The 26,722-nt window shown below is 60.9% G+C and carries 24 protein-coding genes; 9 read left to right on the plus strand and 15 right to left on the minus strand.

The window, feature by feature from the left end; translation table 11 throughout:
- Positions 1-72: 72 nt before the first annotated feature.
- From QFW87_RS25660 to QFW87_RS25675, 4 genes are all read right to left on the minus strand, one after another.
- Complete coding sequence (locus QFW87_RS25660; protein ID WP_283189175.1) at positions 73-612, minus strand: Bro-N domain-containing protein; 540 nt, start codon at positions 610-612, stop codon at positions 73-75.
- Positions 613-941: 329 nt separating this feature from the next.
- On the minus strand, positions 942-1,553 hold the full coding sequence (locus tag QFW87_RS25665) for a 3'-5' exonuclease (protein WP_283189176.1): 612 nt from the start codon (positions 1,551-1,553) through the stop codon (positions 942-944).
- Between the two features lie 22 nt (positions 1,554-1,575).
- Positions 1,576-2,055 carry an NYN domain-containing protein gene (locus tag QFW87_RS25670; RefSeq protein WP_046048735.1) on the minus strand — a complete coding sequence of 160 codons (480 nt, stop codon included), beginning with the start codon at positions 2,053-2,055 and terminating at the stop codon, positions 1,576-1,578.
- A gap of 137 nt (positions 2,056-2,192) precedes the next feature.
- Positions 2,193-2,960, minus strand: a complete 768-nt coding sequence (locus tag QFW87_RS25675) for a DUF2076 domain-containing protein (RefSeq protein WP_283189177.1) — start codon at positions 2,958-2,960, stop codon at positions 2,193-2,195.
- Positions 2,961-3,135: 175 nt separating this feature from the next.
- Between QFW87_RS25675 and QFW87_RS25680 the strand changes: the two genes are divergently transcribed.
- Positions 3,136-3,810, plus strand: coding sequence for a YciC family protein (locus QFW87_RS25680; protein ID WP_283189178.1), 675 nt, complete (start codon positions 3,136-3,138; stop codon positions 3,808-3,810).
- Positions 3,811-4,065: 255 nt separating this feature from the next.
- The gene (locus QFW87_RS25685; RefSeq protein ID WP_283189179.1) at positions 4,066-5,145 is read left to right on the plus strand and encodes an endonuclease/exonuclease/phosphatase family protein; all 1,080 of its coding nucleotides are present in this window, start codon (positions 4,066-4,068) and stop codon (positions 5,143-5,145) included.
- Positions 5,146-5,273: 128 nt separating this feature from the next.
- Here the strand turns inward: QFW87_RS25685 and QFW87_RS25690 are convergent, their stop codons facing one another.
- The 5 genes from QFW87_RS25690 to QFW87_RS25710 form a co-directional block, all read right to left on the minus strand.
- Positions 5,274-6,110, minus strand: a complete 837-nt coding sequence (locus QFW87_RS25690) for an ABC transporter ATP-binding protein (protein ID WP_283189180.1) — start codon at positions 6,108-6,110, stop codon at positions 5,274-5,276.
- Positions 6,098-6,901 carry an ABC transporter permease gene (locus tag QFW87_RS25695; RefSeq protein ID WP_008149230.1) on the minus strand — a complete coding sequence of 268 codons (804 nt, stop codon included), beginning with the start codon at positions 6,899-6,901 and terminating at the stop codon, positions 6,098-6,100. Before QFW87_RS25695 ends, QFW87_RS25690 begins: the two co-directional genes overlap by 13 nt.
- A gap of 9 nt (positions 6,902-6,910) precedes the next feature.
- On the minus strand, positions 6,911-7,897 hold the full coding sequence (locus QFW87_RS25700; protein WP_283189181.1) for an ABC transporter substrate-binding protein: 987 nt from the start codon (positions 7,895-7,897) through the stop codon (positions 6,911-6,913).
- Positions 7,898-8,295: 398 nt separating this feature from the next.
- The gene (locus tag QFW87_RS25705) at positions 8,296-9,666 is read right to left on the minus strand and encodes an aspartate aminotransferase family protein (RefSeq protein WP_283189182.1); all 1,371 of its coding nucleotides are present in this window, start codon (positions 9,664-9,666) and stop codon (positions 8,296-8,298) included.
- A gap of 31 nt (positions 9,667-9,697) precedes the next feature.
- The gene (locus tag QFW87_RS25710) at positions 9,698-11,191 is read right to left on the minus strand and encodes an aldehyde dehydrogenase (protein ID WP_283189183.1); all 1,494 of its coding nucleotides are present in this window, start codon (positions 11,189-11,191) and stop codon (positions 9,698-9,700) included.
- A 225-nt stretch (positions 11,192-11,416) separates the two neighbouring features.
- Between QFW87_RS25710 and QFW87_RS25715 the strand changes: the two genes are divergently transcribed.
- A complete protein-coding gene (locus QFW87_RS25715) occupies positions 11,417-12,331 on the plus strand; it encodes a LysR substrate-binding domain-containing protein (RefSeq protein WP_095130716.1) in 915 nt (304 codons plus the stop codon).
- Between the two features lie 6 nt (positions 12,332-12,337).
- Here QFW87_RS25715 and hrpB read toward each other — a convergent pair whose 3' ends face one another.
- Positions 12,338-14,857: an ATP-dependent helicase HrpB gene (gene hrpB, locus QFW87_RS25720; protein ID WP_283181780.1), complete on the minus strand. Its 2,520-nt coding sequence runs from the start codon at positions 14,855-14,857 to the stop codon at positions 12,338-12,340.
- Positions 14,858-14,966: 109 nt separating this feature from the next.
- Here hrpB and QFW87_RS25725 point away from each other — a divergent pair, with 109 nt between their 5' ends.
- Both QFW87_RS25725 and QFW87_RS25730 read left to right on the plus strand, forming a co-directional pair.
- Entirely contained in the window at positions 14,967-15,386 is a 420-nt protein-coding gene (locus QFW87_RS25725; protein WP_008152885.1) for a hypothetical protein, read from the plus strand.
- 29 nt (positions 15,387-15,415) lie between these two features.
- Positions 15,416-16,321 carry a cation diffusion facilitator family transporter gene (locus QFW87_RS25730; protein WP_283189184.1) on the plus strand — a complete coding sequence of 302 codons (906 nt, stop codon included), beginning with the start codon at positions 15,416-15,418 and terminating at the stop codon, positions 16,319-16,321.
- Here QFW87_RS25730 and QFW87_RS25735 read toward each other — a convergent pair.
- A complete protein-coding gene (locus tag QFW87_RS25735; protein WP_283189185.1) occupies positions 16,306-17,322 on the minus strand; it encodes a DUF6515 family protein in 1,017 nt (338 codons plus the stop codon). The two genes, QFW87_RS25730 and QFW87_RS25735, sit on opposite strands and share 16 nt — an antisense overlap.
- Positions 17,323-17,757: 435 nt before the next feature.
- Between QFW87_RS25735 and QFW87_RS25740 the strand changes: the two genes are divergently transcribed.
- Both QFW87_RS25740 and QFW87_RS25745 read left to right on the plus strand, forming a co-directional pair.
- Complete coding sequence (locus tag QFW87_RS25740; protein WP_054052470.1) at positions 17,758-18,237, plus strand: Lrp/AsnC family transcriptional regulator; 480 nt, start codon at positions 17,758-17,760, stop codon at positions 18,235-18,237.
- 143 nt (positions 18,238-18,380) lie between these two features.
- A complete protein-coding gene (locus tag QFW87_RS25745; protein WP_283181783.1) occupies positions 18,381-18,590 on the plus strand; it encodes a DUF2788 domain-containing protein in 210 nt (69 codons plus the stop codon).
- Here QFW87_RS25745 and QFW87_RS25750 read toward each other — a convergent pair.
- From QFW87_RS25750 to QFW87_RS25765, 4 genes are all read right to left on the minus strand, one after another.
- A complete protein-coding gene (locus QFW87_RS25750; RefSeq protein WP_283181784.1) occupies positions 18,585-19,226 on the minus strand; it encodes a pseudouridine synthase in 642 nt (213 codons plus the stop codon). The genes QFW87_RS25745 and QFW87_RS25750 overlap by 6 nt on opposite strands.
- A gap of 71 nt (positions 19,227-19,297) precedes the next feature.
- Positions 19,298-20,797 carry an AMP nucleosidase gene (gene amn, locus QFW87_RS25755; protein WP_178082705.1) on the minus strand — a complete coding sequence of 500 codons (1,500 nt, stop codon included), beginning with the start codon at positions 20,795-20,797 and terminating at the stop codon, positions 19,298-19,300.
- Positions 20,798-20,818: 21 nt separating this feature from the next.
- A complete protein-coding gene (locus tag QFW87_RS25760; RefSeq protein WP_283189186.1) occupies positions 20,819-22,468 on the minus strand; it encodes an acyl-CoA dehydrogenase family protein in 1,650 nt (549 codons plus the stop codon).
- Between the two features lie 74 nt (positions 22,469-22,542).
- The gene (locus QFW87_RS25765) at positions 22,543-24,927 is read right to left on the minus strand and encodes a hybrid sensor histidine kinase/response regulator (RefSeq protein WP_283189187.1); all 2,385 of its coding nucleotides are present in this window, start codon (positions 24,925-24,927) and stop codon (positions 22,543-22,545) included.
- Positions 24,928-25,252: 325 nt separating this feature from the next.
- On the opposite strand from QFW87_RS25765, the gene QFW87_RS25770 reads away from it, so the two are divergent.
- Together QFW87_RS25770 and thiE are read left to right on the plus strand one after the other, a co-directional pair.
- Positions 25,253-26,050, plus strand: coding sequence for a hydroxymethylpyrimidine/phosphomethylpyrimidine kinase (locus tag QFW87_RS25770; RefSeq protein WP_033054181.1), 798 nt, complete (start codon positions 25,253-25,255; stop codon positions 26,048-26,050).
- A gap of 32 nt (positions 26,051-26,082) precedes the next feature.
- Entirely contained in the window at positions 26,083-26,706 is a 624-nt protein-coding gene (thiE, locus tag QFW87_RS25775) for a thiamine phosphate synthase (RefSeq protein WP_283189188.1), read from the plus strand.
- Positions 26,707-26,722: the final 16 nt, after the last annotated feature.

Below are 26,722 nucleotides of genomic sequence, written 5' to 3' on the forward strand. Positions count from 1 at the left end.
CGCGGGCAAGCCTCGCTCCTACAGGATTTCATCGTACCTGTAGGAGCGAGGCTTGCCCGCGAAAGCGATCTCTCAAACGCCGCTGTAGCCTGCTGACAACACACTCGGCATATCCCGCAGACGAACCCAAGGCTCTTTCCGCCAATGCAACAGCCGCAGCGTTCCGCCAGCCCACTCTATCGCCCGCATATGCGGCGCTTGTGTCGAAACGGGTCCCGCCTCCTCCCGCAACATCGGCACCACATGGTGGGTCAACCAACGCCGTAAATGGCGGTTTTCCGGGCAGTAGTGATAGACCAGCATCGCGTACACACCGGACTCGCTCAGCATCAGCGTTTCCTGGGGCTCGTCGCTTCCGGACAAACACACCATCCGACGCTGGTCGGCGTCGAGCTTGAGCGCGTGTCGCCCGTTGATATCCACACCCATCAATCGGCCGATATCGCGGGCACAGAACCACGCCTCGGCATGCAGTAGCAGTGCTCTCAGTTGGATGTGATGACGGATGAATGTTTTGGGTACGAAGTGAGCTTCTCTTGAAGCTGGTTGCGCTATTTCGGACTGATCTGAGTCAGCATTGTTATCAGGGATATTGGGGGTAACTTTGACCATGGGCGAATCTCCTAACCAAGTGTGCCCCTAACGATTTTCGGGCTTGCAGTCTCGGTTACTGCATTGGCAGCGACGTCCCAGAGGTTATCGATGCCGCAGGTACGGGGCAAGACGGACAAATTCCTAATATTTGGTAGGAGCAATCATCGAATTTGAGGCGTGGTTAAACACAAGGATAGAGATCGAACACCGCCCCTGTGGGAGCGAGCCTGCTCGCGATGGCGGAGTGTCAGTCGACATCACTGTTGAAGATGAACCGCTATCGCGAGCAGGCTCGCTCCCACAGGGGATTTGTGGTGTGTCATTCAGAGGATTTGTGGTGTTTTCAGTCAGAACCCGCGATGCCGCTTGAGATGCTCATTGATCTTCGCCGCCGGCACTTTCTGCAAGCTGACCAGCAGATCATGCGACAGCTCCCGCAACCCATGCTTCTGCCGCAGTTCCTGTGCCAGGTGCGCCGTCAGATTGGCCGCCATCTCGGCATCGGCCATGGCCCTGTGAGCCTGACCGGTGTGGGGCAATTTGGCGAACGTGGTAAGCGTGCCGAGTTTGTGGTTCGGCGCGGCGGGCATCAAACGGCGGGCGAGTAGCAGCGAGCAGGCAAAGTTCTGCAAGCGTGTGCGTTTGATGCGACCGAGTTCAAAGTCCCAGAACTTCTGGTCGAACGCGGCGTTGTGGGCCAGCAGCGGTGTGATGCCGACGAATTCGTTGACTTCGTTCATCACCTGCTCGGCTGACGGCGCGGTGCGCAGCATGGCGTTGCTGATGCCGGTGAGTTGCTCGATGAAGGCCGGCACGCGCACGCCGGCATTCATCAGGCTTTGGTAACGCTCGACGATGCGCCCCTGTTCAAGGATCACCACGGCAATTTCCGTGGCCCGGCAGCTGCTGCTCGGGGAGATCCCGGTGGTTTCAAAGTCGATGACTGCTATGCGTTCCAAACCTGTTTCAACTCCGTAAAAATCAATTCTTGAGCAACAACGCGCCTTCGATCGGCACGTAGCGGCTGGCGGCGCGGATCAGCGAGTTGGCCGTCAGGCCCGGCACGCCGTAGGCCACGGCTTGCACCCCGTGCTTGGTGATGATGCGCTCCAGCAACATGTCGAAATCACCGTCACCGGAGGCCAACACCACTTCGTCGACATGATCGGCGGCGTCCATGATGTCGAGGGTGATGCCCACGTCCCAGTCGCCCTTGGCCGAGCCATCGCTGCGCTGGATGTAGGGCTTGAGCTTCACGACGAAGCCGAGGTTGCGCAGGATCTGCTGGAATTGCTGCTGTTTGCTGTCGCCGCGATCGATGGCGTAGGCATAGGCCTCGACGATATCGCCCTGCTTGCTGATATCAGCCCACAGCGCGGCATAGTTGAAGTGGCAACCATAGGCCTGACGCACGGTGTAATAGAGGTTCTGGACATCGGCGAACACTGCGATTTTTTTCACCGGTCATCCTCGTTGGCGCGCCGGAGCGCGGGCAGGATCAGGCACCAGGCCCGAAAAGTTGCCCAGTATGCCAGCCTGAAGGATTGTTCCGCGAATAATCGGTCCGAAGCGCCAGAGCGCTCCGGACGAATGGCGTATCAGACGAAGGAATCGTCGTCGCCGCCGAAGAACGATGAGCTGTCATCGCTATAGTCGGCGTCGGTAAAGCCGCCCTGATCATTGCTGTAAGAATCGTTACCAGCCACGCGCTGATCATCGCCTCCGCCATTGCCACTGTCGCTCTGATCGGCGACCTGAGCCGTTTCTTCCTTGACGACTTCAGCCACTTCCGGCTGCTGATTGTGATGGAACAGGCTGCTGATGCCTTGCGCCAGCATCACGCCACCGGCCACACCGGCTGCGGTTTTCAGCGCACCACCGAGGAAACCGCTGCCGGCAGGCTGTTGCGCAGCGTAATTCTGCTGAGGAGGCGCTGAGCCGAAGTTCTGTTGTGGCGGCTGCGAGTTGAACAACGGCCGCGCCGGTTCACGCCAACCGCCACCGCTCGATGCGGGCGGGCTTTGGGTTGGAGCAGGCTGCGAATCACGGGAGCCGCCACCGAATATGCTCGATAGAAAACCGCCGCCGCTGGTTGCCGGAGCAGCCGGCTGAGCTTTGGCTGATTGCAGTTCGGCCTGCAATTGCTGGACTTGCTGAGCGAGCTGCTTGTTCTGTTCGTCGAGGCTCTTGATGGCAACCTCTTGCACCAGAATCGCCTGGGTCATGAAATAACCTGCCGCTGGCTGGCGAGTCAGGTGTTCCTTGATCCGCGCCTCGGCCTGGGCGTCGCGCGGGGCTGAGTCCGTTTCGGCCTGTTGCAGCCGGGAAAACAGTCCATCGATCAGGGTTTGTTCTTCGCTGTTCATGGCGACCTCGTAGATTGCCGGGAATATCTGCCCTATCCACTGTGGATAAGGGACACCCCTCTAATGGAGGTTGATGCAGGATGTTTCAATGGTCTTTACCGAACGTTTACGTTTGCGCCCCAAAGCGCTTCATCGGTTAAAGTGGGCCACTGCTTTCAACCTGCGATACCGACTGATGAATTCGTTAGATGTGCTGCGTGACTCTCTGTATTTCTTCAAGCGCAATCTGGGCCAGATCGTGCGGCTGTGCCTGCCGCTGGTGATCTTCGAGGCGCTGCTGCAACAAGTGGTCGACCACTCCACCGAGCCGGACAGCTTTCCCGGTATCAGCGTGATGGTCGGCTTGCTGGTGTATCCGCTGTACACCGCCGCGCTGATCCTGTTTCTCGATGCGCGCAGCCGGGGTGAATCGCCGCGCAACCGTGACCTGCTGTCGAGGGCTGCCTACCTGTGGCCGCGCTTCGCCCTGCTCACCGCGCTCAATACCTTGCTGATCCTGATCGGCCTGTCGCTGTATTTCCTGCCGGGCATCTGGCTGATGGTGACCCTGGCGTTTGGCGAGTACCTGCTGGTGCTGCGCGGTTTCGCCCCGCTGGCGGCGATGAAGGAAAGCCTGCGCCTGACCCGCGGCAACTTCCTGCGCATTCTGGTGTGCATTCTCTGTGTGATGGGCCCGTTGTGGGTAATCAAGGGCGCGACCCTTGCGGTCTATCCCGAACCGCAGAACCCGGTGATTTCCCTGCTGATCCACAGCGCCCACAGCTTCCTGCAACTGTTCGTCAGCGTGGTGCTGTTCCGCTTGTTTATGCTGATTGACGATGTGCCCGAGAAAATTGACGGCCCGCTTTGACTGACAACCCACCCCTTGTAGCAGCTGGCGAAGCCTGCGTCCGGCTGCGCAGCAGTCGTAAAATCAGTGCTTACGGTGAACCAGGCAGACCGCGCTCGCCGGATTTACGACTGCTGCGCAGCCGGACGCAGGCTTCGCCAGCTGCTACAGGGTGCGCGTTTCGGCTAATTGATGTGCAGGCCGTTTCACCCTTGGGATTAAACCCGACGCTCGGTTATGCTCGGGGTCAACTTTTGTAACGCTATAAGCCGAGCCATGACCCGTCTACTGCGCTACACCCTGTTGGGCCTGTTGATCGTGACCGGCCTGATGGCCTTGCTGATCTACAACCTGACCTGGCGCCCCGAAACCAAGGAAGCCCTACCGGTCAGTTGCAACGCCCAGGCACCGACGCTGGTGCCCGGTCAGGCGCTGAAGGTAATGACCTGGAACGTCCAGTACCTGGCGGGAAAACGCTACGTATTCTGGAATGACCTGGCGGCCGGCAATGACGAAAAACCCACCCCCGAAGACATGGCCTTCAGCCTCGATGAAGTGGCGCGGGTGATCCGCGACGAGCAACCTGATGTCGTGCTGTTGCAGGAGCTCGATGACGGCGCCAAGGCCAGTGATTACCAACGCCAGTTCAAGCTGCTTCAGGAGCGGGTCGCGGACCTTTATCCGTGCAGCGCTCACGCCTTCGACTGGAAAGCCGATTTCGTGCCTGAGTCGCACATTTTCGGCAGCGTCGGCCGGCAACTGGCCACCCTCAGCCGCTACCAGATCGAACACGCCGACCGCCTGCAATTACCGATCGGACCGGCCAACTTTATCACCCGCCAATTCAAACCAAAAAATGCCTTGTTGGTCACGTATCTGCCGTTGAGCGGCGGCGGTCAGATAGCGGTGCTCAACACCCATCTGGACCGCGTTTTCCCGCCAGACGAAACGCTGCAATCTCAGGTGACGGCTACAGCCAAAGTCCTCGACAAGTTCGAAAGCCGCGGCACGCCGTGGTTGATCGGTGGGGACTTCAACCTCTTGCCGCTGGGGCAATATCGACGCCTGCCCGACGCGCAACGCACGCCCTACTCCGCCGACAGCGCGCTGCATGTGCTGTGGGACAAATACCCGATGATCCCGACCAACAACGAAGCCAGCGGCATCGATCGGGCGCGGTGGCTGACCCATTACCCGAACGATCCGGGCTTGAACGGCCCGGACCGGACGGTCGACTACCTGTTCTACAGTCCGCGGATCAAACGGGTCGAGGCGACGGTGAGACAGGACGACACCTTGCGGATCTCCGATCACTTGCCGGTGATCGCCCGGTTTCTCCTGCCTGCGGCCCCATAGAGCCGGATCAACGCAGAACCTGTGGGAGCGAGCCTGCTCGCGAAAGCGGTGTGCCAGGCAACATCAATGTTGAAGGTACTGCCGCCTTCGCGAGCAGGCTCGCTCCCACAGGGATAGATAGCGCACGGTCAATGCTCTTCCTCCAGTTCGTCGTGCAATAGCCCGAAGATCTTGCGCTTCATGTCGATGAACGAGCGCTCCATGACCATGTCCAGAGTCCGTGGGCGTTCGATCGGCACGTCCAGAATCTGCTTGATCCGACCCGGCCGCGCGCCCATCACGTAGACCCGGTCGCCCAGCAGAATCGCCTCGTCGATATCGTGGGTCACGAACAACACGGTCTTCTTGCTGTTACCCCAGACCCGCAACAACAGCTGCTGCATTTGCAGGCGCGTCTGGCTGTCGAGTGCACCGAAGGGCTCGTCCATCAGCAGGATTTGTGGGTCGTTGGCCAGCGCCCGAGCAATCGCCACACGCTGCATCATGCCGCCGGACAGCTGCTTGGCGTAGTTGTCGGCAAACCCGGTCAGGCCGACTTCGTTGACGTAGTAGTCGACGATTTCCTTGCGCTGAGCGGCGGCCATACCGCGACGCTTGAGGCCGAACTCGACGTTCTGGCGCACGGTCAGCCACGGGAACAGCGTGTAGCTCTGGAACACCATGCCGCGATCTGCACCCGGACCTTGAACTTGCTGGCCACCGACGTAGATCTCGCCTTCCGTGGGCTCATTCAGACCCGCAGTGAGGTACAGCAAACTCGACTTGCCGCAGCCCGAAGGCCCCACCAGCACGGCGAATTGCTGATCCGGCACTTCGAATGACACCTGATCCAACGCTGTGAACACTCCACCGTCGGGCTTTTGATAGCGAAGGCTGACCTTGTCCACTTGCAGCCGTGGCGCGGCGTGTACCGGCGAGGCTTGTGGCGTGACGAAACGAGGGTTGACGGCGCTTACTGAGCCCATGCGGCGATCCTCAGACGGAGAAAACGGAACAGTTGATCGGTGACCAGGCCCAGCAGGCCGATGATCGCGATGGCCAGGAAAATCACATCCACCTGAAAGCCGCGCATGGCTTTAAGGCTCAAGTAACCCAGACCACTGGAAGCCGCGACCAGTTCGGCGACCACCAGGTAAGTCCAGGCCCAGCCCATGGTCACGCGCAAAGTGTCGAGCACACCCGGCAACGACGCCGGGGCGATCACATGCAGCACCGCATCGCGGCGGTTCGAACCCAAGGTGTAAGACGCGTTGATCAGGTCCTTGGAGATGCCTTTGGACACGTCCGCGATCATCACCAGTTGCTGGAAGAACACGCCGAAGATGATCACCGAAACCCGCTGCTCCAGACCGATGCCGATCCACAAAATGAACAGCGGCACGAACGAAGTTACCGGCAGGTAACGGATGAAATTCACCATCGGCTCAAGGAACGCCTGGACGATGCGAAAGCTGCCCATCAGCAACCCCAGCGGCACGGCCACCAGCGACGACACGATGAAGCCGACCATTACCACTTCGAGGCTGGCCCATACATGCAGGCCGAGCGTGCCGTCGCGGCTCAGGCGCACGGCGGCCTCGACCACCGCGCCCGGTGTCGGCAAGAACATGCCCGGCACCACGCCACCGTAAGACAATCCGGCCCACAGGCCGACCAACAACACCCAGGCCAGACCGCTCGCGCTCCAGATCACCGAAACCGGCAAACCGGTCTTGGGCGTGATGCAGCGGCTCAGCCATGAATTGCGCTTGAACATGCAAACCTCCTAGAGCGGGCTGACGAAGCGGTTATCGATCAGGTCGTCATTGCTGACGTTGTAGGGTTTGCCCTGCAACTCACTGGCGGTCTCGTTGGCCAGTTTGATCAGCCGTTCGCTGTCACCCGGTTTGCCTGGCGAGCCGAGGAGTTTTTCGCTCATGGCCTGATCGTAGAAGCGCACGCCTTGCGCGGCAGCGGCCAGTTCCTTCGGATCGGCGAGGTAACCGCCGACGCCTTTGGCCATTATTTTGTAAGCTTCTTCCGGGTGGTCCTTGGTGTACTGGACCGCTTTGTACAGACCGGCCACCAACGCCTTCACATCTTCCGGCTGCTTTTCGATGACCGTGCAGTTGAGCGCGACCACGTCGACAATCACTCCCGGCGTACTGCTGCTGTCGATCAGCACCTTGCCTTGTTGCTTGTTGCGGACCATCGACAGGTGCGGTTCCCAGGTCACGGCGGCCGGCACGCGACCGGCGATGAACGCGGTGGCGGCATCGTCGGCGGTCATGTTCTGCACGGTGATGTCGCTCATTTTCATGCCGTGTTTTTTCAGCAGGTAAGACAGCCAGAACTGCGAGGTCGAACCTTCGTTCACCGCCACGGCTTTGCCTTTCAGCTCCTGCAGACTTTTGACGTCCTTGCCGACCAGAACACCGTCGCCACCATGGCTGTCGTCCAGTGCAGCTACAGCCTTGAAGCAGAATTGCGGACGGTACTTGAGCACTTCGTCGATGGTCGACGCCGAGCCCGACAATTCACCCGAGGCTTGCGCGGCCATGTACATCGAAGCTTCTTCGACGACGGGCAATTCGACGGTCAAACCGTTTTCCTTGAAATAGCCCAGGTCCCGAGCCAGGTAGAGCGTGCCGTAACCGACCCACGTGGTGTGGCCGATAGAGAGGGTGCCGGCCTGGGCGCTGGTAGCGACCGTCGCGACGATGGCGGTGACCGCCAGTGGATGTGCGAAGCTGGTAAGCAAGGACTTGATCATGGAGCACTCCCAAAGCTGTTGATTTAGTTTTGTCATGGGCAGTACGGCCAGCGGCCTTGGAGAAGTGCTGACACCTGAGGTCTCTGGTGGACCTTTCGGCGAGCAGCGTTTGGCTGACTGGCGAGGTCGATGTTGGACCAAGGCCGGGATTAGGAAAATTAGGAAATATGTCGAGGCGAGCGATGAAAAAACTGGGTAGCGTGCACTGCGAAAGGGCGCTGTGGGCGGGGATGCCCAAGGTGGGTGCAAAAGCCGGGAGAGGTGTGTTGGATGTGCCATAGCAATCGCGAGCAGGCTCGCTCCCACAGGGGATCTGTGTCGATCACAAATCCAATGTGGGAGCGAGCCTGCTCCGGGCGGCGTTCCGACGATAAGGTCCGCAGGACCTTCAGACAATCTCAGAGCCGGCCGTACTCCTGCGCCGTACGATCAACCGCTTTCAAGGTTTTGCCGACCAGTTCATCAACCTCTTCACGACTGGCAATCAACGCCGGCGCCATGATCATCCGCCCCAGCGTCGAACGAATAATCACCCCCTCTTCAAAGCCAATCGTGCGGCAACGCCAGGCAATGTCGTTCTCGTTGGCAAAGCGCTTGCGACTGGTTTGGTCTTCAGCCAATTGCAGCGCCGCCACCATGCCGACACCCTGAATATCGCCCACCAACGGGTGCTTGCCGAACACCTCGCGCAAGCACTGTTGCAGGTACGGCCCGATGTCATCCTTGACTCGCGTCACCACCCCTTCATCGCGCAATGCCGTGAGGTTGGCGATGGCCACCGCCGCCGCCACCGGGTGCCCGGAGTAGGTCAAGCCGTGGGCAAACACCCCGCCCTGCTCCACCAGCACCTGAGCCATTTTCTTCGACAAAATCAACCCGCCCATGGGGATGTAACCCGAGGTCAAACCCTTGGCGATCGACAGCGTGTCCGGCTCGAAACCGAAGTGCTCGTGGGCGAACCATTCGCCGGTGCGACCGAAGCCGCCGATCACTTCGTCAGCGCACAACAGCACATCGTACTTGCGGCAGATCCGCTGAATTTCTGGCCAGTAACTCTCTGGGGGAAAGATCATCCCGCCCGCGCCCTGGAACGGCTCGGCGATAAACCCGGCGACCTTGTCCGCGCCCAGTTCGAGAATCTTCACTTCCAGTTGCTGCGCCGCCCGCAGGCCAAATTCAGCCGGGGTCAGGTTGCCCTCGTGGGCGAAAAAGTACGGCTCGTCGATGTGTTCGATGTCGGGAATCATGCCGCCCATTTCGTGCATGAACTTCATGCCACCGAGCGCCGTCGCCGCCAGGGTCGAGCCGTGGTAACCGTTCCAGCGACCGATCATGATTTTCTTCTCAGGCTTGCCAAGAACCTGCCAGTAACGCCGTACGGTGCGGATCAGCACCTCGTTGGCCTCGGAGCCGGAGTTGGTGTAGATCGCGTGGCTGTAGTGCCCCGGCAACAGGCTGAACAGCAGCTCTGACAGCTCGATCACCTGCGGGTGGGTGGTGTGGAAAAACATGTTGTAGTACGGCAATTGCTCCAGCTGCCGAGTCGCGGCGGCGGCCAGGTCCTTGCGCCCGTAACCGAGGTTGGTGCACCACAGCCCGGACATGCCGTCGAGGTAACGCCGACCATCGTTGTCCCACAGGTGCAGGCGCTCGCCACGAACCATCACCCGAGGTCCTTCATTGTTGAGCGCTTTCTGATCGACGAATGCGTGGATGTGGTGCGCAGCATCGGCGGCCTGGTAGTCGCGGGTTTCACGTGGTGTGGTCATCGCCAGTTCTCCGTTTTGTTATTAGCGGCTGTTATGAGCGCAGCTGAAACCAGGTGGTCTTCAACTGGGTGTATTTATCGAATGAATGCAGCGACAGGTCGCGGCCGAAACCGGATTGCTTGCCGCCGCCGAAAGGCACGGTCACGTCCAGCGCATCGACGCTGTTGACCGACACCGTGCCGGCTCGCAATTGCCGCGCCACGCGGTGGGCGCGATTGAGGTCGTCGGTCCACAGCGACGCGGCCAAACCGTAGACGCTGTCGTTGGCCAGTTGCAAGGCGTGGGCCTCGTCATCGAACGCCGTGACCGCCAGCACCGGGCCGAACACTTCATCGCGAAACAGCGGCATGTCCGGGCTCACGCCGGTGAAAATCGTCGGCTGAATGAAGTTGTCGGAACCGTTGAAAATCGACTGTCGGCCACCACAAAGTTTCGTTGCGCCTTGGCGTTCTGCCTGCTGGATAAACGTCATGATGCGCGCGGTCTGGCGGCTGTCGACAATCGCCCCGGCGCGGCTCGACGGGTCCAGCGGATCGCCCGGTTGCCAGCATTCAGCGTGCGCCTTGAGGCGCTCGACGAACTCGTCATGAATCGAACGCTGCACCAGCAACCGCGAGTTGGCCGAGCAGACTTCACCCTGATTGAAGAAGATCCCGAACGCGGCTTTCTCTGCGGCGAGGTCGAGGTCCTGACAATCGGCGAACACCAGATTGGCGCTCTTGCCGCCGCACTCCAGCCACACCTGTTTCAGGTTCGATTGCGCGGAGTACTGCATGAAATATTTGCCGACTTCGGTAGAGCCGGTGAACACCAGGCAATCGACGTCCGGGTGCAAACCGAGAGCTTTGCCGGTCTGTTCGCCGAGCCCCGGCAACACGTTCAACACGCCTGCTGGCAGGCCGGCTTCCAGCGCCAGCTCGGCCAGACGCAGGGCGGAAAACGGTGACTGCTCGGCAGGTTTGAGGATCACCGAATTACCCGCCGCCAACGCGGGTGCGAGTTTCCACGCGGCCATGTCCAGCGGAAAGTTCCACGGCACCACCGCAGCGACCACGCCCAGCGCTTCGCGGGTGATGGTCGCCAGCACGTTCTGCGCACTGGGGGCGATCTGGTCGTAGAGTTTGTCGAGGCTTTCGGCGTACCAGCGAAACACCCCGGCGGCGCCCGGCACGTCGATGTTGTAGGCGTCCATCACCGGTTTGCCCATGTTCAGCGAATCGAGCAGCGCCAGTTCTTCGCGATGGGTCATGATCAGATCGGCCAGGCGCAACAGCACTTGCTTGCGCTCACTCGGCGAACGCGCCGACCAGGTGCCGGCCTCGAACACTTGCCGCGCATTGCGCACCGCGGCGTCCACGTCTTCATCGCCGCACGCGGCCACGTTGGCCAGGCACTGGCCGGTGGCGGGGTTGATCGCGGCGAAGGTCTGCCCCGACTGCGCCGCGCGGGGTTTGCCGTCGATCACGGCTTGATCGGGAAACTGCAGCGCAGCGGCTTTGTTTTGCCAGAATGTAAGCTCGAACACGTTCAGATGCTCCATGGGCTTTCTTGTGGATTGGATGGTGGCCCAGGCCTGTGTCCAGGAAAAATAGTAAAAATGTGTTCGCAGACCATGAAAAAACTGGGCAGCCGATCTCCCCGGTGGCGCGGTATGTGGTTATTGTTCAGGCATAACAACACCGTCGTCAGAACGGATGCGGGCGGCTCGCAATTTGCCTGGATGTCGAAATCATCCACCCCGAGGTTTGCCGTGGCTGCCTACAACCTGCGTCAATTGAAGTATTTCATCACCACCGTCGAATGCGGCAGCGTCGCCGAGGCCTCGCGCAAGCTGTACATCGCGCAACCAGCGATCTCCACGGCGATCAAAGGCCTGGAAGACAGCTTCGGCGTGCAACTGCTGATCCGTCATCACGCCCAAGGCGTGTCCTTGACCCCCAGCGGCGCACGCTTCTACCGCAAGGCCCAGGAACTGCTGCGCATGGCCAAGGAGTTCGAACAGAACGCCCTCGCCGACAACGACGTGGTGGCCGGGCAAATCGATATCGGTTGCTTCGAAACGGTCGCGCCGCTGTACCTGCCGCAGTTGATTGCCGGGTTCTCGGCGCTGTATCCGGGGGTGAAAATCCGTATCCGCGACGGCGAACAGCAAGAGCTGGTGCAAGGCCTGACCTCAGGCACCTTCGACCTGGCGATCCTGTATGAACACGACCTCGACGCCACCATCCAGACCGAACCCTTGATGCCGGCGCAACGGCCTTATGCGTTGCTGCCGGCGGATCATCGCTTTGCCCAGCTCAAGCAAGTGTCGCTGCGTGATCTGTGCCTGGAGCCGATGATTCTGCTGGACGTGCAACCGAGCCGGACCTACTTCGTCAGCCTGTTCGAAGAGTTGGGACTGACGCCGAACATTGCCTTCAGTTCACCGTCGATCGAGATGGTCCGGGGCATGGTTGGGCAAGGGTTCGGCTTCTCGATCCTGGTCACCCGGCCGCATTCGGAATGCACCTATGACGGCCAGAAAGTGGTGTGCGTGGACATCGTCGAAGACGTCACCGGCTCAGGGCTGGTGGCGGCGTGGCTCAAGCGCGGGCAACTGACCAAACCGGCGCAGCTGTTTGCCGATTATTGTCGGGAGCAGCTGACCGCGAAGGCCGCCTCTTGAACATCTTCAGCTTTTACGCGGTTTGATTCGAGCGGTCGCCTCGGCCACCAGCGGATCATCCGGCCAGTAGTGCTTCGGGTAGCGGCCTTTCAAATCCTTCTTCACCTCGGCGTAGGTGCTGCGCCAGAAGTTCGCCAGGTCCTGGGTCACCTGCACCGGCCGCCGCGCCGGCGACAGCAGATGCAACTTGACCACCTGCCGGCCACCGGCAATACGCGGGGTCTCGGCCAGGCCGAACAACTCCTGCAACCGCACCGCCAGAATCGGCGGCTGCTCGCTGTAGTCCAGACGAATCGATGATCCCGATGGCACGCTCAAATGATGCGGCGCCAGTTCATCGAGCCGTTGCGGCAGCGGCCACGGCAACAGGTTATGGACGATGCTCGACAGGTCCAGATTGGCGAAGTGACTAAGGCGCGAGACTTTGCCCAGATACGGCATCAGCCAATGTTCGAGGCTTTTGAGCAGAGCAGCGTCGCTGACATCTGGCCATTCGCTCTGCTCCTTACTGCCGAGATCCAGCTGCCGCAACAACGCAACCCGCGCCTGCCACTGACGCAGCTCCGGAGTCCACGGCAACAGCTCCAGACCTTTGCGCCGCACCAGATTCACCAACGCCTGACTGCGGGCGGTCTCATCGAGTCCGGTCAACGGCTCGCGGCTGAGGATCAATTCGCCAACCTTGCGCTGCCGCTCGGCGCGCAACACGCCTTCGCGCTCGTCCCAATCCAGTTGATCGACGCAGCGCACCTGTTCGGCCAGCACTGAATCGAACAGCGCCGGATCGAAATCCGCCGCCAGATAAATGCGCTCTTCACGCTGGCCCTGACGACTGCCGAGATCGGCGATCACCAGCCACGGTTGCTTCATCAAACTGTCGGCTTCGGCGAACAGCGCTGCGCGACCGTTAGCCAGGCGATACTCCGCGCCACCGGCCCGTCGCTGTTGGGCAACGCGGTCGGGATAGGCCAACGCCAACAGCGCGCCGAGCCAGCGCGGATGATCCGGATCGCTGACCGGTTCCGACGCCTTGTTCCGCAGATAACCGCGATACTGCCGCGCCAGTTGCCGAGCACGTTGCACGCCACCCTGAGCGCCGCGAGCAGCACGTTCTTCGCCGGACAACAGCACCAACCGACTGTGCAAATCAGCCCCGGCACCGCGCAAAATATCTCGCTCGCCGAGCAAGGCCGCGACATCGCAGGCCATGTCGGCCAAACCGAGCGCCTGACCGCGCAACAGCAAATGTGCGATGCGCGGATGGGCCGGCAGTTCGGCCATCGCCTGACCGTGTCGGGTCAGCGCTTCGCCGTCCAATGCGCCCAGGCGATCAAGCAAGTCCTGAGCCTGTGCATAAGCGGCCGCGGGCGGTACGTCGAGCCACACCAATTGCTCCGGTGTCACGCCCCAGCGACCAAGCTGCAACGCTAATCCGGCAAGATCCGCCGAGAGAATTTCCGCGCTGGCGTAGGCCGCCAGTTGTTCATGCTGATCTTGCGACCACAAGCGATAACACACGCCCGGTTCCAACCGCCCTGCCCGGCCGGCGCGCTGAGTCGCGCTGGCTTTGGAAATACGCTGAGTATCGAGGCGGGCCATGCCACTGCCCGGATCGAAACGCGGCACTCGCGCCAACCCGGCATCGATCACCACGCGCACGCCGTCGATGGTCAGGCTGGTCTCGGCGATGTTGGTCGCCAGCACCACTTTGCGTTTGCCGGCGGGGGCCGGATCGATTGCGGCGCGTTGGGCGGCGAGGTCCAGTTCACCGTGCAACGGGCAGAGCAAAACCTGTGTGCTATCGCCCAGTGCATCGGCGAGTTGCTGATGCACCCGACGGATTTCCGCTTGCCCCGGCAGGAACACCAGCACGCTGCCGGTTTCATCATTCAAGGCTTCGAGAATGGTCTGCACCAGACGCGGCTCGATGAATTCACCCGGTTGAAACGGTCGGCCCCAGCGCATCGCCACCGGGTACATGCGGCCTTCGCTGCGCAGGATCGGCGCGTCATCGAGCAACCCGGCCAGGCGTTCGCCTTCCAGCGTGGCCGACATCAGCAGGATTTTCAGCGGTTGATCGTCACGAAACAGCTCGCGGCCATTCAGGCTCAAGGCCAGCGCCAGATCGGCATCGAGACTGCGCTCGTGGAATTCGTCGAAGATCAGCAAACCCACGCCTTCGAGCGCCGGGTCGTCCTGCAAGCGTCGGGTCAGAATCCCTTCGGTGACCACTTCGATACGGGTTTTGGGGCCTACTTTGCTGTCGAGACGAATGCGATAGCCGACGGTTTCGCCGACCTTCTCGCCCAGCTCACTGGCCAGACGTTCCGCTGCTGCCCGAGCGGCCAAGCGGCGCGGTTCGAGCATGAGAAGGGTCTGCCCGGCCAACCAGGGCTCGTTGAGCAAGGCCAGCGGCACGCGGGTGGTTTTACCGGCACCGGGCGGTGCTTCGAGCACGGCTTCGTGGCGTGTAGCCAAGGCTTCACGCAGGGCGGGTAAAACTTCATCAATCGGCAAAGAAATCATGCTGGCTCCAAAACAGAGCGGCGAGTATAACGGCGAACTGCTCGGCGTTAATGACGGTCCTAATTCATACAGGCGTCCTTTCGTTTTGAAATTACCCAGGAGATTTCATATGCGTGTTCCCTTTCGCTTGATTGGCGGTGTATTGGTCGCGACGTTGCTGACCCAGGTGACCGCTTGCGGATCGATTTTCTACCCTGACCGTCGCGGTCAGATCGACGGCAAGATCGACCCGGCCATCGCCGCGCTCGATGCCGTGGGCCTGCTGTTCTACATCATTCCCGGCCTGATCGCGTTTGCCGTGGACTTCGCCACTGGCGCGATTTACTACGCGCCCGGCGAGACCGCACAGGTGGCCCCGGAAAAACTCAAGGAAGCCATCGGCGCCGACGGCAAGGTCGATAACCACAAGCTGCAGACTATTCTCGAAACCGAACTGGGCCGCAGCTTCCCGCTGGATGACCCGCGTCTGATCCAGCACAAGGGCAGCGCCCAGCAACTGGCCATGTTCGGCCTGCAACCTGCCGCGTAACCCGTGCATAAGAAGGAACGACAGCACCTATGATCTCCAGCTCCGAACATGCCCGTCTGCTGCGGCTGGCGACCCGTGCCTCGGTGGCGGTGGCGTGTACGCTGATCGTCGCCAAAGCCATCGCCTGGTGGTTGAGCGGTTCGGTGAGCATGCTCGCCGGGCTGACCGACTCAGCCCTCGACGGCGTCACGTCGCTGCTCAACCTGCTCGCGGTGCATTACGCCTTGCGCCCGGCCGACGATGATCATCGGTACGGGCACGGCAAGGCCGAGTCGCTGGCGGGCATGGCTCAGGCGTTGTTCATTGGTGGCAGTGCGGTGCTGATTGCCTTGCAGGCGATCGATCGACTGAAACACCCGGAACCGGTGGGGGCGCCATGGATCAGCATCGGGGTGATTGTGTTTTCCCTGGCGCTGACCCTGGCCCTGCTGATGTTGCAACATCGAGTCGTCAAGGCAACCGGCTCCAACGCGGTGCGCGCCGACTCTCTGCATTACCGCTCGGACATGTTGCTCAACGGCAGCATTCTGCTGGCGCTGGTGCTCGCCGGGTTTGGCTGGCATCAGGTCGACCCTTGGTTTGGATTGGCGATCGCTGTCTACATTCTCTGGAGCGCGATTCAGATCGGCCGCGAAAGTTTTACCGTGCTGATGGATGAGGAACTGCCGTCGGACGTCAGCCAGCACATGCTCGAACTGGCCTGCAGCGTACCGGGAGTATTGGGGGCGCACGACCTGCGTACGCGGGTTTCCGGCAACCAGTGGTTCGTGCAGTTGCACCTGGAATTGCCGGGGGATTTGACCCTGTCAGTCGCTCACGGCATCAGCGACCAAGCCGCCGATGCCATTCATGCCGCCTACCCGCGAGCCGAAGTACTGGTGCACGCCGACCCGCAGGAAGTGGTACTGGCTGGCAGGACTCAGAAAGAAACCTGATAGCCGCGACTGCTCAGGCAGTTGCCCTGGGCCTGACGGTAGGCTTGCACCACCGACGGGGCTGGCTGGTAGGTGGCCGTTCGCGGATCGAAGCCACTCTGCTGCACCGCGTATTGATAGCACTCGTAACCGTCCTGGTTGACCTGCTCTGGCGACTGACCGTTGGCCGGATACGCCACCACGTCATAACCATTGCTGACCGGTTGCGGCTGCGGTTGTACGGGCGGCTCGACCACGACGTAATCCTGAGTGCTTTCCTGATAGGCGTAATAAGAGCCGGCCGCCAGGAACAGCAGCGCACCGCCGATCCACACTTCACGCGCGTAATCAGGCAAGTAGCTGACGCGAATCCCGCGTGGCGGCTGCACCACAACATAACGCGGGCCGAGCGGGCGATACCAGTAGCCGCCGGAGTAGAAGTAATCCTGACCGCGATACGGCACTCGGTAATCACGGTCCGGGAAGCGGTCGATCACATGACCGGGACGGTACTGCGGGCCAGGTCCCCAGCCATTGCCATGCCCATCCGGGCGACCGGCCCAGCGATGGTCATCGGGACGCGGACCGTTGTTCTGCCAGTGCTGGTTGTTATCGTAGCGCCGCGGCACGTCCTGGTAGTAACCACGCTGCGGCTGCTGGGTCTGGCGCACGGTGTCGGGCCGGCCCTGAATCGGCAGGTCGTTGGCCGGTAGCTGCGGCGGTGGTGGAGGTGGTCGAACCGGATTGTTGTAGTCGTGCGGCGCACGGCTCTGCCGTTGACCGTCGCTCTGATTCTGGCCGTTGTGCTCGAACTGGCGACTGTTGTCGCCACGAATGATGTCGTTATTCTGCGCACGCGGCTGGTTACTGCCGGCGTGGCCCTGATTGTTTCCCTGATGGCCATCCGAACCGCGTTGCCCGCCTTCGGAGCCACGGTTATGCGGCTCATCGGCCAGCGATTGCGCAGTGACACTGACACACAGCAAACCAACACCGGCCAAACGCCAGATGCGCGACTTCATGCTTTTCCTCACTGCGGGTTAGGGCCTGTACGTAAGACTGGGAAAGCACAGGCCGGTTCTGCAACAGGTTATCAGTCGCGTAACCTATTTATTGAGCGCCGTCGTCAAATTCCGGGCAAAAGAAAAGGGAGACCCGTCGGCCTCCCTTTGAGAACTTCGTCCGTGCTCGACGCTTATGACGTCGGCTCACCTCACGCCGTCTTCTGGACAGTGTGTAGCTCGGGGGCCGGCTCATCCCCGGTGGGGGTGGCGACCGCAGCTGGCCTGATTGGGCGAGCCGCACTGGACTGTTTGTCCGAGCAGTGATTCTGGTGATAAGAATAGGCTCGCGGCGCCGGCAGAGGATTGCGAAGATTGCTCAAATAAACATCACTTGCGCAATTTTTAACCCTGGATAGATAATCCACCGCAATAGTTATGACAAAGGCCTGATTGATGAGCAAACTCGACCGATACGACCTGAGCATTTTGGCGGAATTGCAGCGTGACGCGCGCATCTCCAACCAGGAGCTGGCCGAACGCATCGGCCTGTCCCCATCGCCATGCTCACGACGGGTCAAGCAGCTGGAAGACGACGGTTACATCTCCCGTCAGGTTGCCCTGCTGGACCGCAAGATGCTCGGCCTGAGCCTTACGGCTTACGTGTTGATCGGCATGGACCGCCATACACCGGAGCGGTTCGAGAACTTCGAAGCGGCGATTCGTACGTTGCCGCAGGTGCTGGAGTGCAGTTTGGTGACCGGGATGGATGCCGACTATCAGCTCAAGGTCGTCGTGCCGGACATGGACCATTATCAAAAATTGCTGCTGGGACACCTCACTCGGATTGAAGGGGTGACGAGTGTGCGGTCGAGTTTTGTGCTTAATCAGGTGCTCAACAGTACCGAGTTGCCGCTGACTCATCTGCGTGGCTGAGGACGTCATCGTCGGAACGCCCGCCGATGGGGCCGACACAGACGACGAATGACTGCGGCATGGTGCCGCAGGTCAATGCCCCGCCAATTCCCCATGTCGTATACTCCAGCGCCTTTTAGCCCCGCCCGCGCTGGAGATGTTCGATGGATCCTGCAGTATTCGAAGAGTGGATGATGACCGGACTGGTCAGCATTCTGATCATTTTCATGGGTTTCATCGTTTGGGACCTGGCGAAGAAGTCCAAGGCCGGGCGCTTTGGCTCGTTCATTCTGTTTTCCGTACTCGGCCTCGGCGTCGCCGCGTTCGTGATCAAAAGCGTGGTGATTGGCCTGATCGAATCCGGCTCGTTATAAACGTGCCGGCACTTCCTTCCACTGGCCCTGATCAAGTCCTTCTATGGTCCAGTCGCCAATTCTGACCCGCACCAGACGCAACGTCGGCAAGCCGACCGCTGCGGTCATGCGCCGCACCTGACGGTTACGACCTTCGCGAATCACCAGCTCCAGCCAGCTGGTCGGCACGCTTTTGCGAAACCGCACCGGCGGATTGCGTGGCCACAGCTCGGGCTCTTCCAACTGTCGCGCCTCGGCTGGCAAGGTCATACCGTCATTCAGCTCGACGCCATCGCGCAAACGCTGCAATTGCTCGGCACTCGGCTCGCCTTCCACCTGCACCCAATAGGTCTTCGCCAGTTTGTGTTTCGGGTCGGCGATCCGCGCCTGAAGCTGGCCATCATTGGTCAGCAGCAGCAAACCTTCACTGTCGCGGTCCAGTCGTCCTGCCGGGTAAATCCCGGGAATCTCGATGAAATCCTTGAGCGTCGCCCGCCCTTCGCCGTCGCTGAATTGCGTCAGCACATCGAACGGTTTGTTGAACAGAATCAGCTTCGGCTCGGCCGGCGGCGCTTTGGCAACACGGCGCGGGGCTGAGGACGATGGCACAGGTTTCACGCCAGGGCGGCGGGAAACGGGACGTTGAGGACGGGACATGGGAAAAGGAACATCTAACGGTCAGGGCTGCTAATGCTAGTGCCCTGACCGCAAAATGACCATGAGAACAATCAGCGGAACGGCGGCTCGTCGAAGCTGCGCAGTTTGCGCGAGTGCAGCGAGTTGAGTTCAGTACGCAACAGATCCACCGCCTCGATACCGATCTTCAAGTGCTGGCTGACCGCACGCTCATAGAAGGCGTTGGCCGAACCTGGCAGCTTGATTTCGCTGTGCAACGGTTTGTCCGAAACACAGAGCAACGTGCCGTACGGAACCCGCAAGCGATAACCTTGCGCCGCGATAGTGCCGCTTTCCATGTCCACCGCCACGGCGCGAGACAGGTTGATCAGCGGACGCTCCTGAGCCCAGCGCAATTCCCAGTTACGGTCGTCGTAGGTCAGTACGGTGCCGGTGCGCAGGCGTTTTTTCAGCTCGTCGCCCTTCTCACCGGTGATATTGGCCGCCGCTTGCTGCAACGCCATTTGCACTTCGGCCAGGGCCGGAATCGGAATATTCGGCGGCACGACCCGATCGAGAATCCCGTCGCGGCGCATGTAAGCATGCGCCAGCACGTAATCGCCAATCGTCTGCGACTGACGCAAACCGCCACAGTGGCCGATCATCAGCCAGCAATGCGGACGCAGCACCGCCAGGTGGTCAGTGATGTTCTTGGCGTTGGACGGGCCGACGCCGATGTTGACCAGGGTCACGCCATGGCCGTCGGTGGCGATCAGGTGATAGGCCGGCATCTGATAGCGGTGCCAAACCACACCGGCGGCAATCGCCGAGGCTTCGCCGTGGTCCATGCTCTTTTCGATGATCACATTGCCCGGCAAGACCATGCGCACGAAACGCGGATCGCTGCGCAACTGTTCCAGGCCATGGACGATGAACTGGTCGACATAACGGTGATAGTTGGTCAGCAGAATCCATGGCTGCACATGACGCCAGTCGCTGCCGGTGTAATGCACCAGACGGCGCAGGGAGAAATCCACCCGGGCGGCGTCGAACAAGGCCAACGGCAGCGGGTCGGTGTTTTCCCAATCGTACAAACCGTCGGCGATGCCATCGGTCGCGGCCGACAGGTCGGTACTCGGGAACACCCGCGCCAGCGTCGCTGCGGTGACGCCGGAGCCGGCCAGTTCATCGCCCTGCTCAACCACGTACGGATAAGGAATGTTTTGCTGGCTGATACCGACTTCCACCGTCACGGTGAAGTCGTGCATCAACGGCACCAGCTGTTCCAGCAGGTACTTACGGAACGCCGCTGGATGGGTGACGGTGACGCTGTAGGTCCCCGGCAATTGAACCTTGGCATAGGCGCGCGTGGTCTGTGGGACTTCGCCCTGGCAAAGGTAGGTCAGACGCAGCTCGGGATAACGAAACATCGCACGCTGTTCGGCGTCCGGCTCGACACGATCCTTGAGGTAACGCTTGAGCGCCTGGTTCAGCGCGGTGGTTGCACGATTGTGCAAGAGCGCAAGCCGGTCCACGGCTTGCTCGGCGGTTTGAACGACAATAAAAGCTTCGGTCACGATCAGCATCCTGTGTTCTGACTTGCAGGCCTTCATCTTGCCTGCAAGTCAGCGCGATCAGAAGCCCTGTGGTGTCGACCGGGCGACAATCGCTTCCACATCCAGCCCACGTGGCAACGCGCCATACACCCGACCGGCCGAACCGAGGCGGCTGGCGATGAAGGCATCACTGACGGCGCAGTTGCCGGCCTCCAGCAACAGCTTGGCCTGAAGGCCCAAGGCAATGTCTTCGGTGAGCTGACGGGCCCGGTATTGAATGTCGCTGGTGTCCTTGAACGCTGTCTGCAATTGAGTGATGTGTGCGGCCAGGCGTTTATCGCCATGACCATCGCCCAATTCGCTGAACAGTACGTCTAGCACACCCGGCTCCTTCGACAACGCTCGCAATACGTCGAGGCATTGCACGTTGCCGGAACCTTCCCACGTCGAATTGACCGGTGCCTCACGGTACAACCGCGGCAGGATGCTGTCTTCGACATAACCAGCGCCGCCCATGCATTCGGCAGCCTCGTTGATCATCCCGGGCGCGCGTTTGCAGATCCAGTACTTGCCCACCGCTGTGACCAGCCGAGCGAATTTGGCTTCATGCTCGTCATCCAGATGATCCAGCGCCTGGCCCATGCGCAGGCTCAAGGCCAGGGCGGCTTCGCTTTCCAGGGCCAGGTCGGCCAGTACGTTCTGCATCAAGGGTTGCTCGCTGAGCAATTTGCCGCCGACGCTGCGGTGAGCGCAGTGGTGGCTAGCCTGGGTCAGGGCCTGGCGCATCAGCGAACTGGAACCGACCATGCAATCGAAGCGGGTCATGGCGACCATTTCGATGATGGTCGGAACGCCGCGCCCCTCCTCGCCGACCATCCACGCCAGCGCACCACGGAACTCCACTTCGCTGGAAGCGTTGGAGCAATTGCCGAGTTTGTTCTTCAGGCGCTGTATGTAGAACTGATTGCGCGTGTCGTCCGGGCGATGGCGCGGCAGCAGGAAACAGGTCAAACCCTTGTCAGTCTGGGCCAGGGTCAGGAAGGCATCGCACATCGGTGCCGAACAGAACCACTTGTGGCCCACCAGTTCATACGCTTGGCCGGGACCACTGGCGCCGACCGGAAAAGCCTTGGTGGTGTTGGCCCGCACGTCGGTGCCGCCCTGTTTCTCGGTCATGGCCATGCCGATGGTGACCCCGGCCTTGTGGGCCATGCCGACGTTGCGCGGGTCGTATTCGGTAGAGAGGATTTTCGGCAGCCATTGCTCTGCCAGATCCGCTTGCAGGCGCATCGCCGGGACGCTGGCGAAGGTCATGGTCAGCGGGCAACCACTACCGGCTTCGGCCTGGCTGTGCAGGTAGGTCATGGCGGCGCGGGCGACGTGGGCGCCGGACTGCGGATGCGCCCAGGGCAACGACGTCAAACCGTGCTCGATCGCCGTGCGCATCAGTTCGTGATAGGCCGGGTGAAATTCCACCAGGTCGATGCGATGGCCATAACGGTCATGACTGCTAAAAACCGGCTTGTTCTGATTGGCCAGGAACCCCGCTTCCATCAGCGTCCCGCCGGCCAGTGCGCCGTAAGCGTCGATCCGCGACTCGGCCCACCCGGCTCCGAAACGCCGCGACCACTCCTGCAACGGCAGGTCGATGCGATACAGGTTGGCGCCGTCCAGCGACGGTGGCTGGTTGGTGACTTCGTGGGTTTCGGCGAACTGATGCAGGTTCATGACGGGGCTCCTTTGGTCAGCCAAGGGACTTCAGTTAAGCACCGCACCCCAGCCGAACAAAGTGTCATATCTGCCTAACTGTCGGCGCTTTCGCCTTGCTTTGGACACAACACCCGGCGATAGAGCGCTGCCTGCAGGTCCTCGAATTTCACCGGTTTGTTCAGGTAATCGATCAATGCACCGGTTGGGCAGCGTTCCCGATCAACGCTCAAGGCAATCACGAATACCGGCAGTTCGGTGCAGCCCGGCAACGCACGGATCTGGCAACAGAGGGACGCGCCACCCAGAGATGGAAGCTGGCAATCGAGCAATACCGCATCGAAGGTTTCGCGCTGCAAGTGATCGAGCGCGGCAGCCCCGTTGTCGACGGTGCGCACCCGGAACCCAAGCTTGAGCAACATACCGCGCATCACCAACTGATTGATGCTGTTGTCATCGACCAGCAGGACGGTGCAGTCCTGAGGCAGCCGCAGGCGAGGAAATTCCCGGGTCATCAAGGGCACTGACGGCCGCTCCACCACGGGCAGTTCGAACTCGACGTCGAGCTGGAAGCGGCTGCCACGACCAGGCTCGGAGCGGTGGGTCAGTTTTCCACCGAGCAGTTCGACCAGTTGCCGACAGATCGCCAGGCCAACGCCCAGACCGCCGTATTCACGGGTCATCGAGCCATCAAGCTGGAAGAACCGCTGATACAGGGTCGCCTCCCCCAGATCGGTGAAGCCGATGCCGGTGTCGATCACCGCAAAGGACAGGGCCAGTCGGTCGGGCGCCACGGGGTTACCCGTCACCCGCAGCGCCAGTCCGCCAATCCTAGTGAACTTGATCGCGTTATCCAGCAGGCATTCCAGGCATTGCGCCAACTTGGCGCTGTCGCCGTGCAAGCGATCCCGCAGCCCCGGCGTGACCTCGACTTTGAAGTCCAGCGACTTGCTCAACGCGTTGCCCTCGAACTGCAGGCGCAAGGCCTCGACCACGCCGCGCAAACTGAAAACGGCCGGATAGGTCTTGAGTTTGCCGGCCTGCAACTCGGTCAGGGTGAGGATGCCGTTGACCATGCGCATCATGTCTCGCGCGGAACCAGCGGCCGTTTGCTGATATTGCTCCAGCTCCGGGTCCATCTCGACGGTCTGCATCAGCTCCAGCGAGCCGATCACACCGTTCATGGGCGTGCGCAGTTCGTGGGTCAGGGTGGCGAGGAATTCGTCCTTGAGCTTGTTACTGTGAGCCAGTTGCTGGTTCAGCACTTCAAGCGTTTGACCGGCATCGAACAGGGTCTGCGCCTGTTGCTCGCGCATGGCGTTAATGCGATCGGCCAGCGCCAGGGACAGCAGTGCCACCTCTATCGCCGAGCCAATCTGGCTGGAATACATGGTCAGGAACACGTTTGGCAGGTAACCCAGCACCATCAGGGTGTTGACGATGCCGCCGAGTAAAAACGCCGACCAGGCAATGATGAAGTAACGCGCCACTCGCAGGCCACGCAGCCAGGCGAAAATCCCTGCGGCAAAAATCACCACGGTGAAGGTCAGTGCCAGCGCCGTCGCCAGGCGCAGGGCCAGGGCGTAACTGGTCATCAACGACAACCCGACCACCACCGCGCTAAACACAATCAACGCCAGCAGCAAGCGGTCGAGCCAACGACTATGGGTCGCCGTCTGCAAGAAGCTGCGCGCGAACTGGCTGCCGAACAGGCCTGAGCAACCGATGAAAAACGGCGTCGCGGCGTTGGCCCACCAGGGACTGTTCGGCCAGAAATACTCCACGGCCGCGCCGTTCACTGACAACTGATACAAGCCGAACGAGGCGATATAGAAGATGTAATAGAGGTAGCTGGTATCGCGCACGCTGAGATAGATGAACAGGTTGTACACCAGCATTCCAAGCAAAACGCCGTAAATCAGCCCCAGCACATACAGTCGGAACGGTTGCTCTTCCAGGTAGGCAGTGCTCGACCATAGGGTGACCGGCGCCTGGATCGACCCTTCACTTTGCAGGCGCAGGTACAGGGTTTGCGCTTGATCAGGGGTGAAGTTCAGATCGAACAAATAGTTGTTTTGGCGGATTTCGCGACTGTCGAACGGCAAGGCATCGCCGGTCTGACGTGCCAGTTGATAGCCACCGGCCGCATCGGGCAAATAGAGATCAATGTGATCGAGGGGCGGATAGGCCAGTTCGAGCAACCAGGTGCGTTGCACCGCGGGGTTGTTCGGGCGGTAATGCAGGTCGATTTTCAGCCAGAACACTGAACGCGAGTAACCGGCGTTGAGGGTGGCTTTGTCGTGGGGTTTGAAGTTTCCGGCCGCGGCTTGTACACGGACATCGGTGATGGTCGCCTGTCCGCCCGCGTCTTCGAACACTTGCAAGGTTCGGCCCAGGGGAAGGCTTTGAGTGAATTCGTCGAATTCGACTGCACTCGCCATGAGGGGCAAGCACAACAGCAACATCAGCAAATAGCGCATTTAAGCCCCAGCGTGGCCTGTCCGGTTATCTCAGGAAGCCCCTCATTCCTTTTGAGTAGACGTAAAACCGGTATTACCTGTTATTGGTTTGGATCCACTCTAGCATAGCCGTTGGTGGCCATTGAACACCATTGAAACTTTTCCTACAAAGGCTCTAGCACGGGCGTTCCAGCTCCACGCATTGGGCTAGAGCTGTTACGCCGGTCAGTTTGTGACAACGGCCTATCCCCTGTAGCAGCTGGCGAAGCCTGCGTTCGGCTCGGGCCGCGTTATGACTCATTGGGCAGCACCCGAAAAAAGATGTTTGGTGGTAAGCTCGCGCACCATGAATATCTACAGCTCTCGCCCCGTTGTCCTCTGTCTCTCCGGCCACGACCCAAGTGGTGGCGCCGGCTTGCAGGCAGATATCGAAGCCCTGCTCGCTCAGGGTTGTCATGCGGCCCCGGCCGTCACCGCCCTGACCGTGCAAGACACGGTCAACGTCACTGACTTCCGCGTGCTCGACCGTGAGTGGGTGTTGGCCCAGGCCAATGCCGTGCTCAACGACTCCGAAGTCGCGGCGGTGAAACTGGGCATGCTCGGCTCCCTGGAAATGGTCGACACCGTGGTCGAACTGCTGTCGGCGCACCCGCATTTACCGGTGGTCTGCGACCCGGTGCTGCGCGCCGGTGGCGGTGGACGCCTGGGCAAGGACGAAGTCGGCTACGCCATGCGCGAGCGCCTGCTGCCTCTGTCGATCATCGCCACCCCTAACCTTCCCGAAGCCCGCATCCTCGCCGAACTGCCCGAAGGCACCGCGGACGAGTGCGCTGAAAAACTCCTGCCATTCGTCAAACACCTGCTGATCACCGGCGGCCATGGCGATGAACACGAAATCCACAATCGCCTGTACAGCCGCGACGGTCACCGCGAAACCTTCACCTGCCAGCGCTTGCCCGGCAGTTATCACGGCTCCGGTTGCACGCTGGCCAGTGCGCTGGCCGGTCGTCTGGCCCTCGGTGAAAATCTCGCCAGTGCCGTGCAGACCGCGCTTAACTACACGTGGCGCACCCTGCGTGATGCGGAGCAGTTGGGCAAAGGCCAGTTCGTGCCGCGCCGCCTGCCGCTGGATTTCTGTTCGTAACTGTCCATGCGTAAAGCAAAAAGGATTGCCCGATGAAGCTACGTGGCCTGTACGCCATTACCGATAGCCAGCTACTGGCAGGTAAATTTCTTTCGTACGTGGAGGCGGCGCTGGAAGGCGGCGTCACCCTGCTGCAATACCGCGACAAGAGCAGCGACGAGGCCCGCCGTCTGCGCGAGGCCGAAGCGCTGCGCGATCTGTGTGAACGCTACAAGACCCAGTTGATCATCAACGACGATGCCGAACTCGCTGCACGCCTGAACGTCGGCGTGCACCTGGGACAGACCGACGGCCCGCTGATGCCGGTTCGGGCACTGCTCGGTCGCCAGGCGATCATCGGCTCGACCTGCCACGCGCAACTCGAACTTGCCGAGCAAGCGGCCAAGGAAGGCGCCAGTTACGTCGCTTTCGGTCGTTTCTTCAACTCCAACACCAAACCCGGCGCACCGACTTGCAGCCTCGAATTGCTCGACCAGGCGCGCAGCAAACTGCACCTGCCGATCTGCGCGATTGGCGGCATCACCCTGGAAAACGCCGCGCCACTGGTGGCCCACGGGGTCGATCTATTGGCGGTAGTCCATGGCCTGTTTGGCGCCGGGAGCACGGCTGAAGTGACACGCCGCGCCCGCGCATTCAACGCCCTGCTTTCTATTTAAGTAGCTTAAAAATCTG

The organism is Pseudomonas sp. PMCC200344 (genome assembly GCF_030053095.1).
Lineage (GTDB): Bacteria > Pseudomonadota > Gammaproteobacteria > Pseudomonadales > Pseudomonadaceae > Aquipseudomonas > Aquipseudomonas svalbardensis.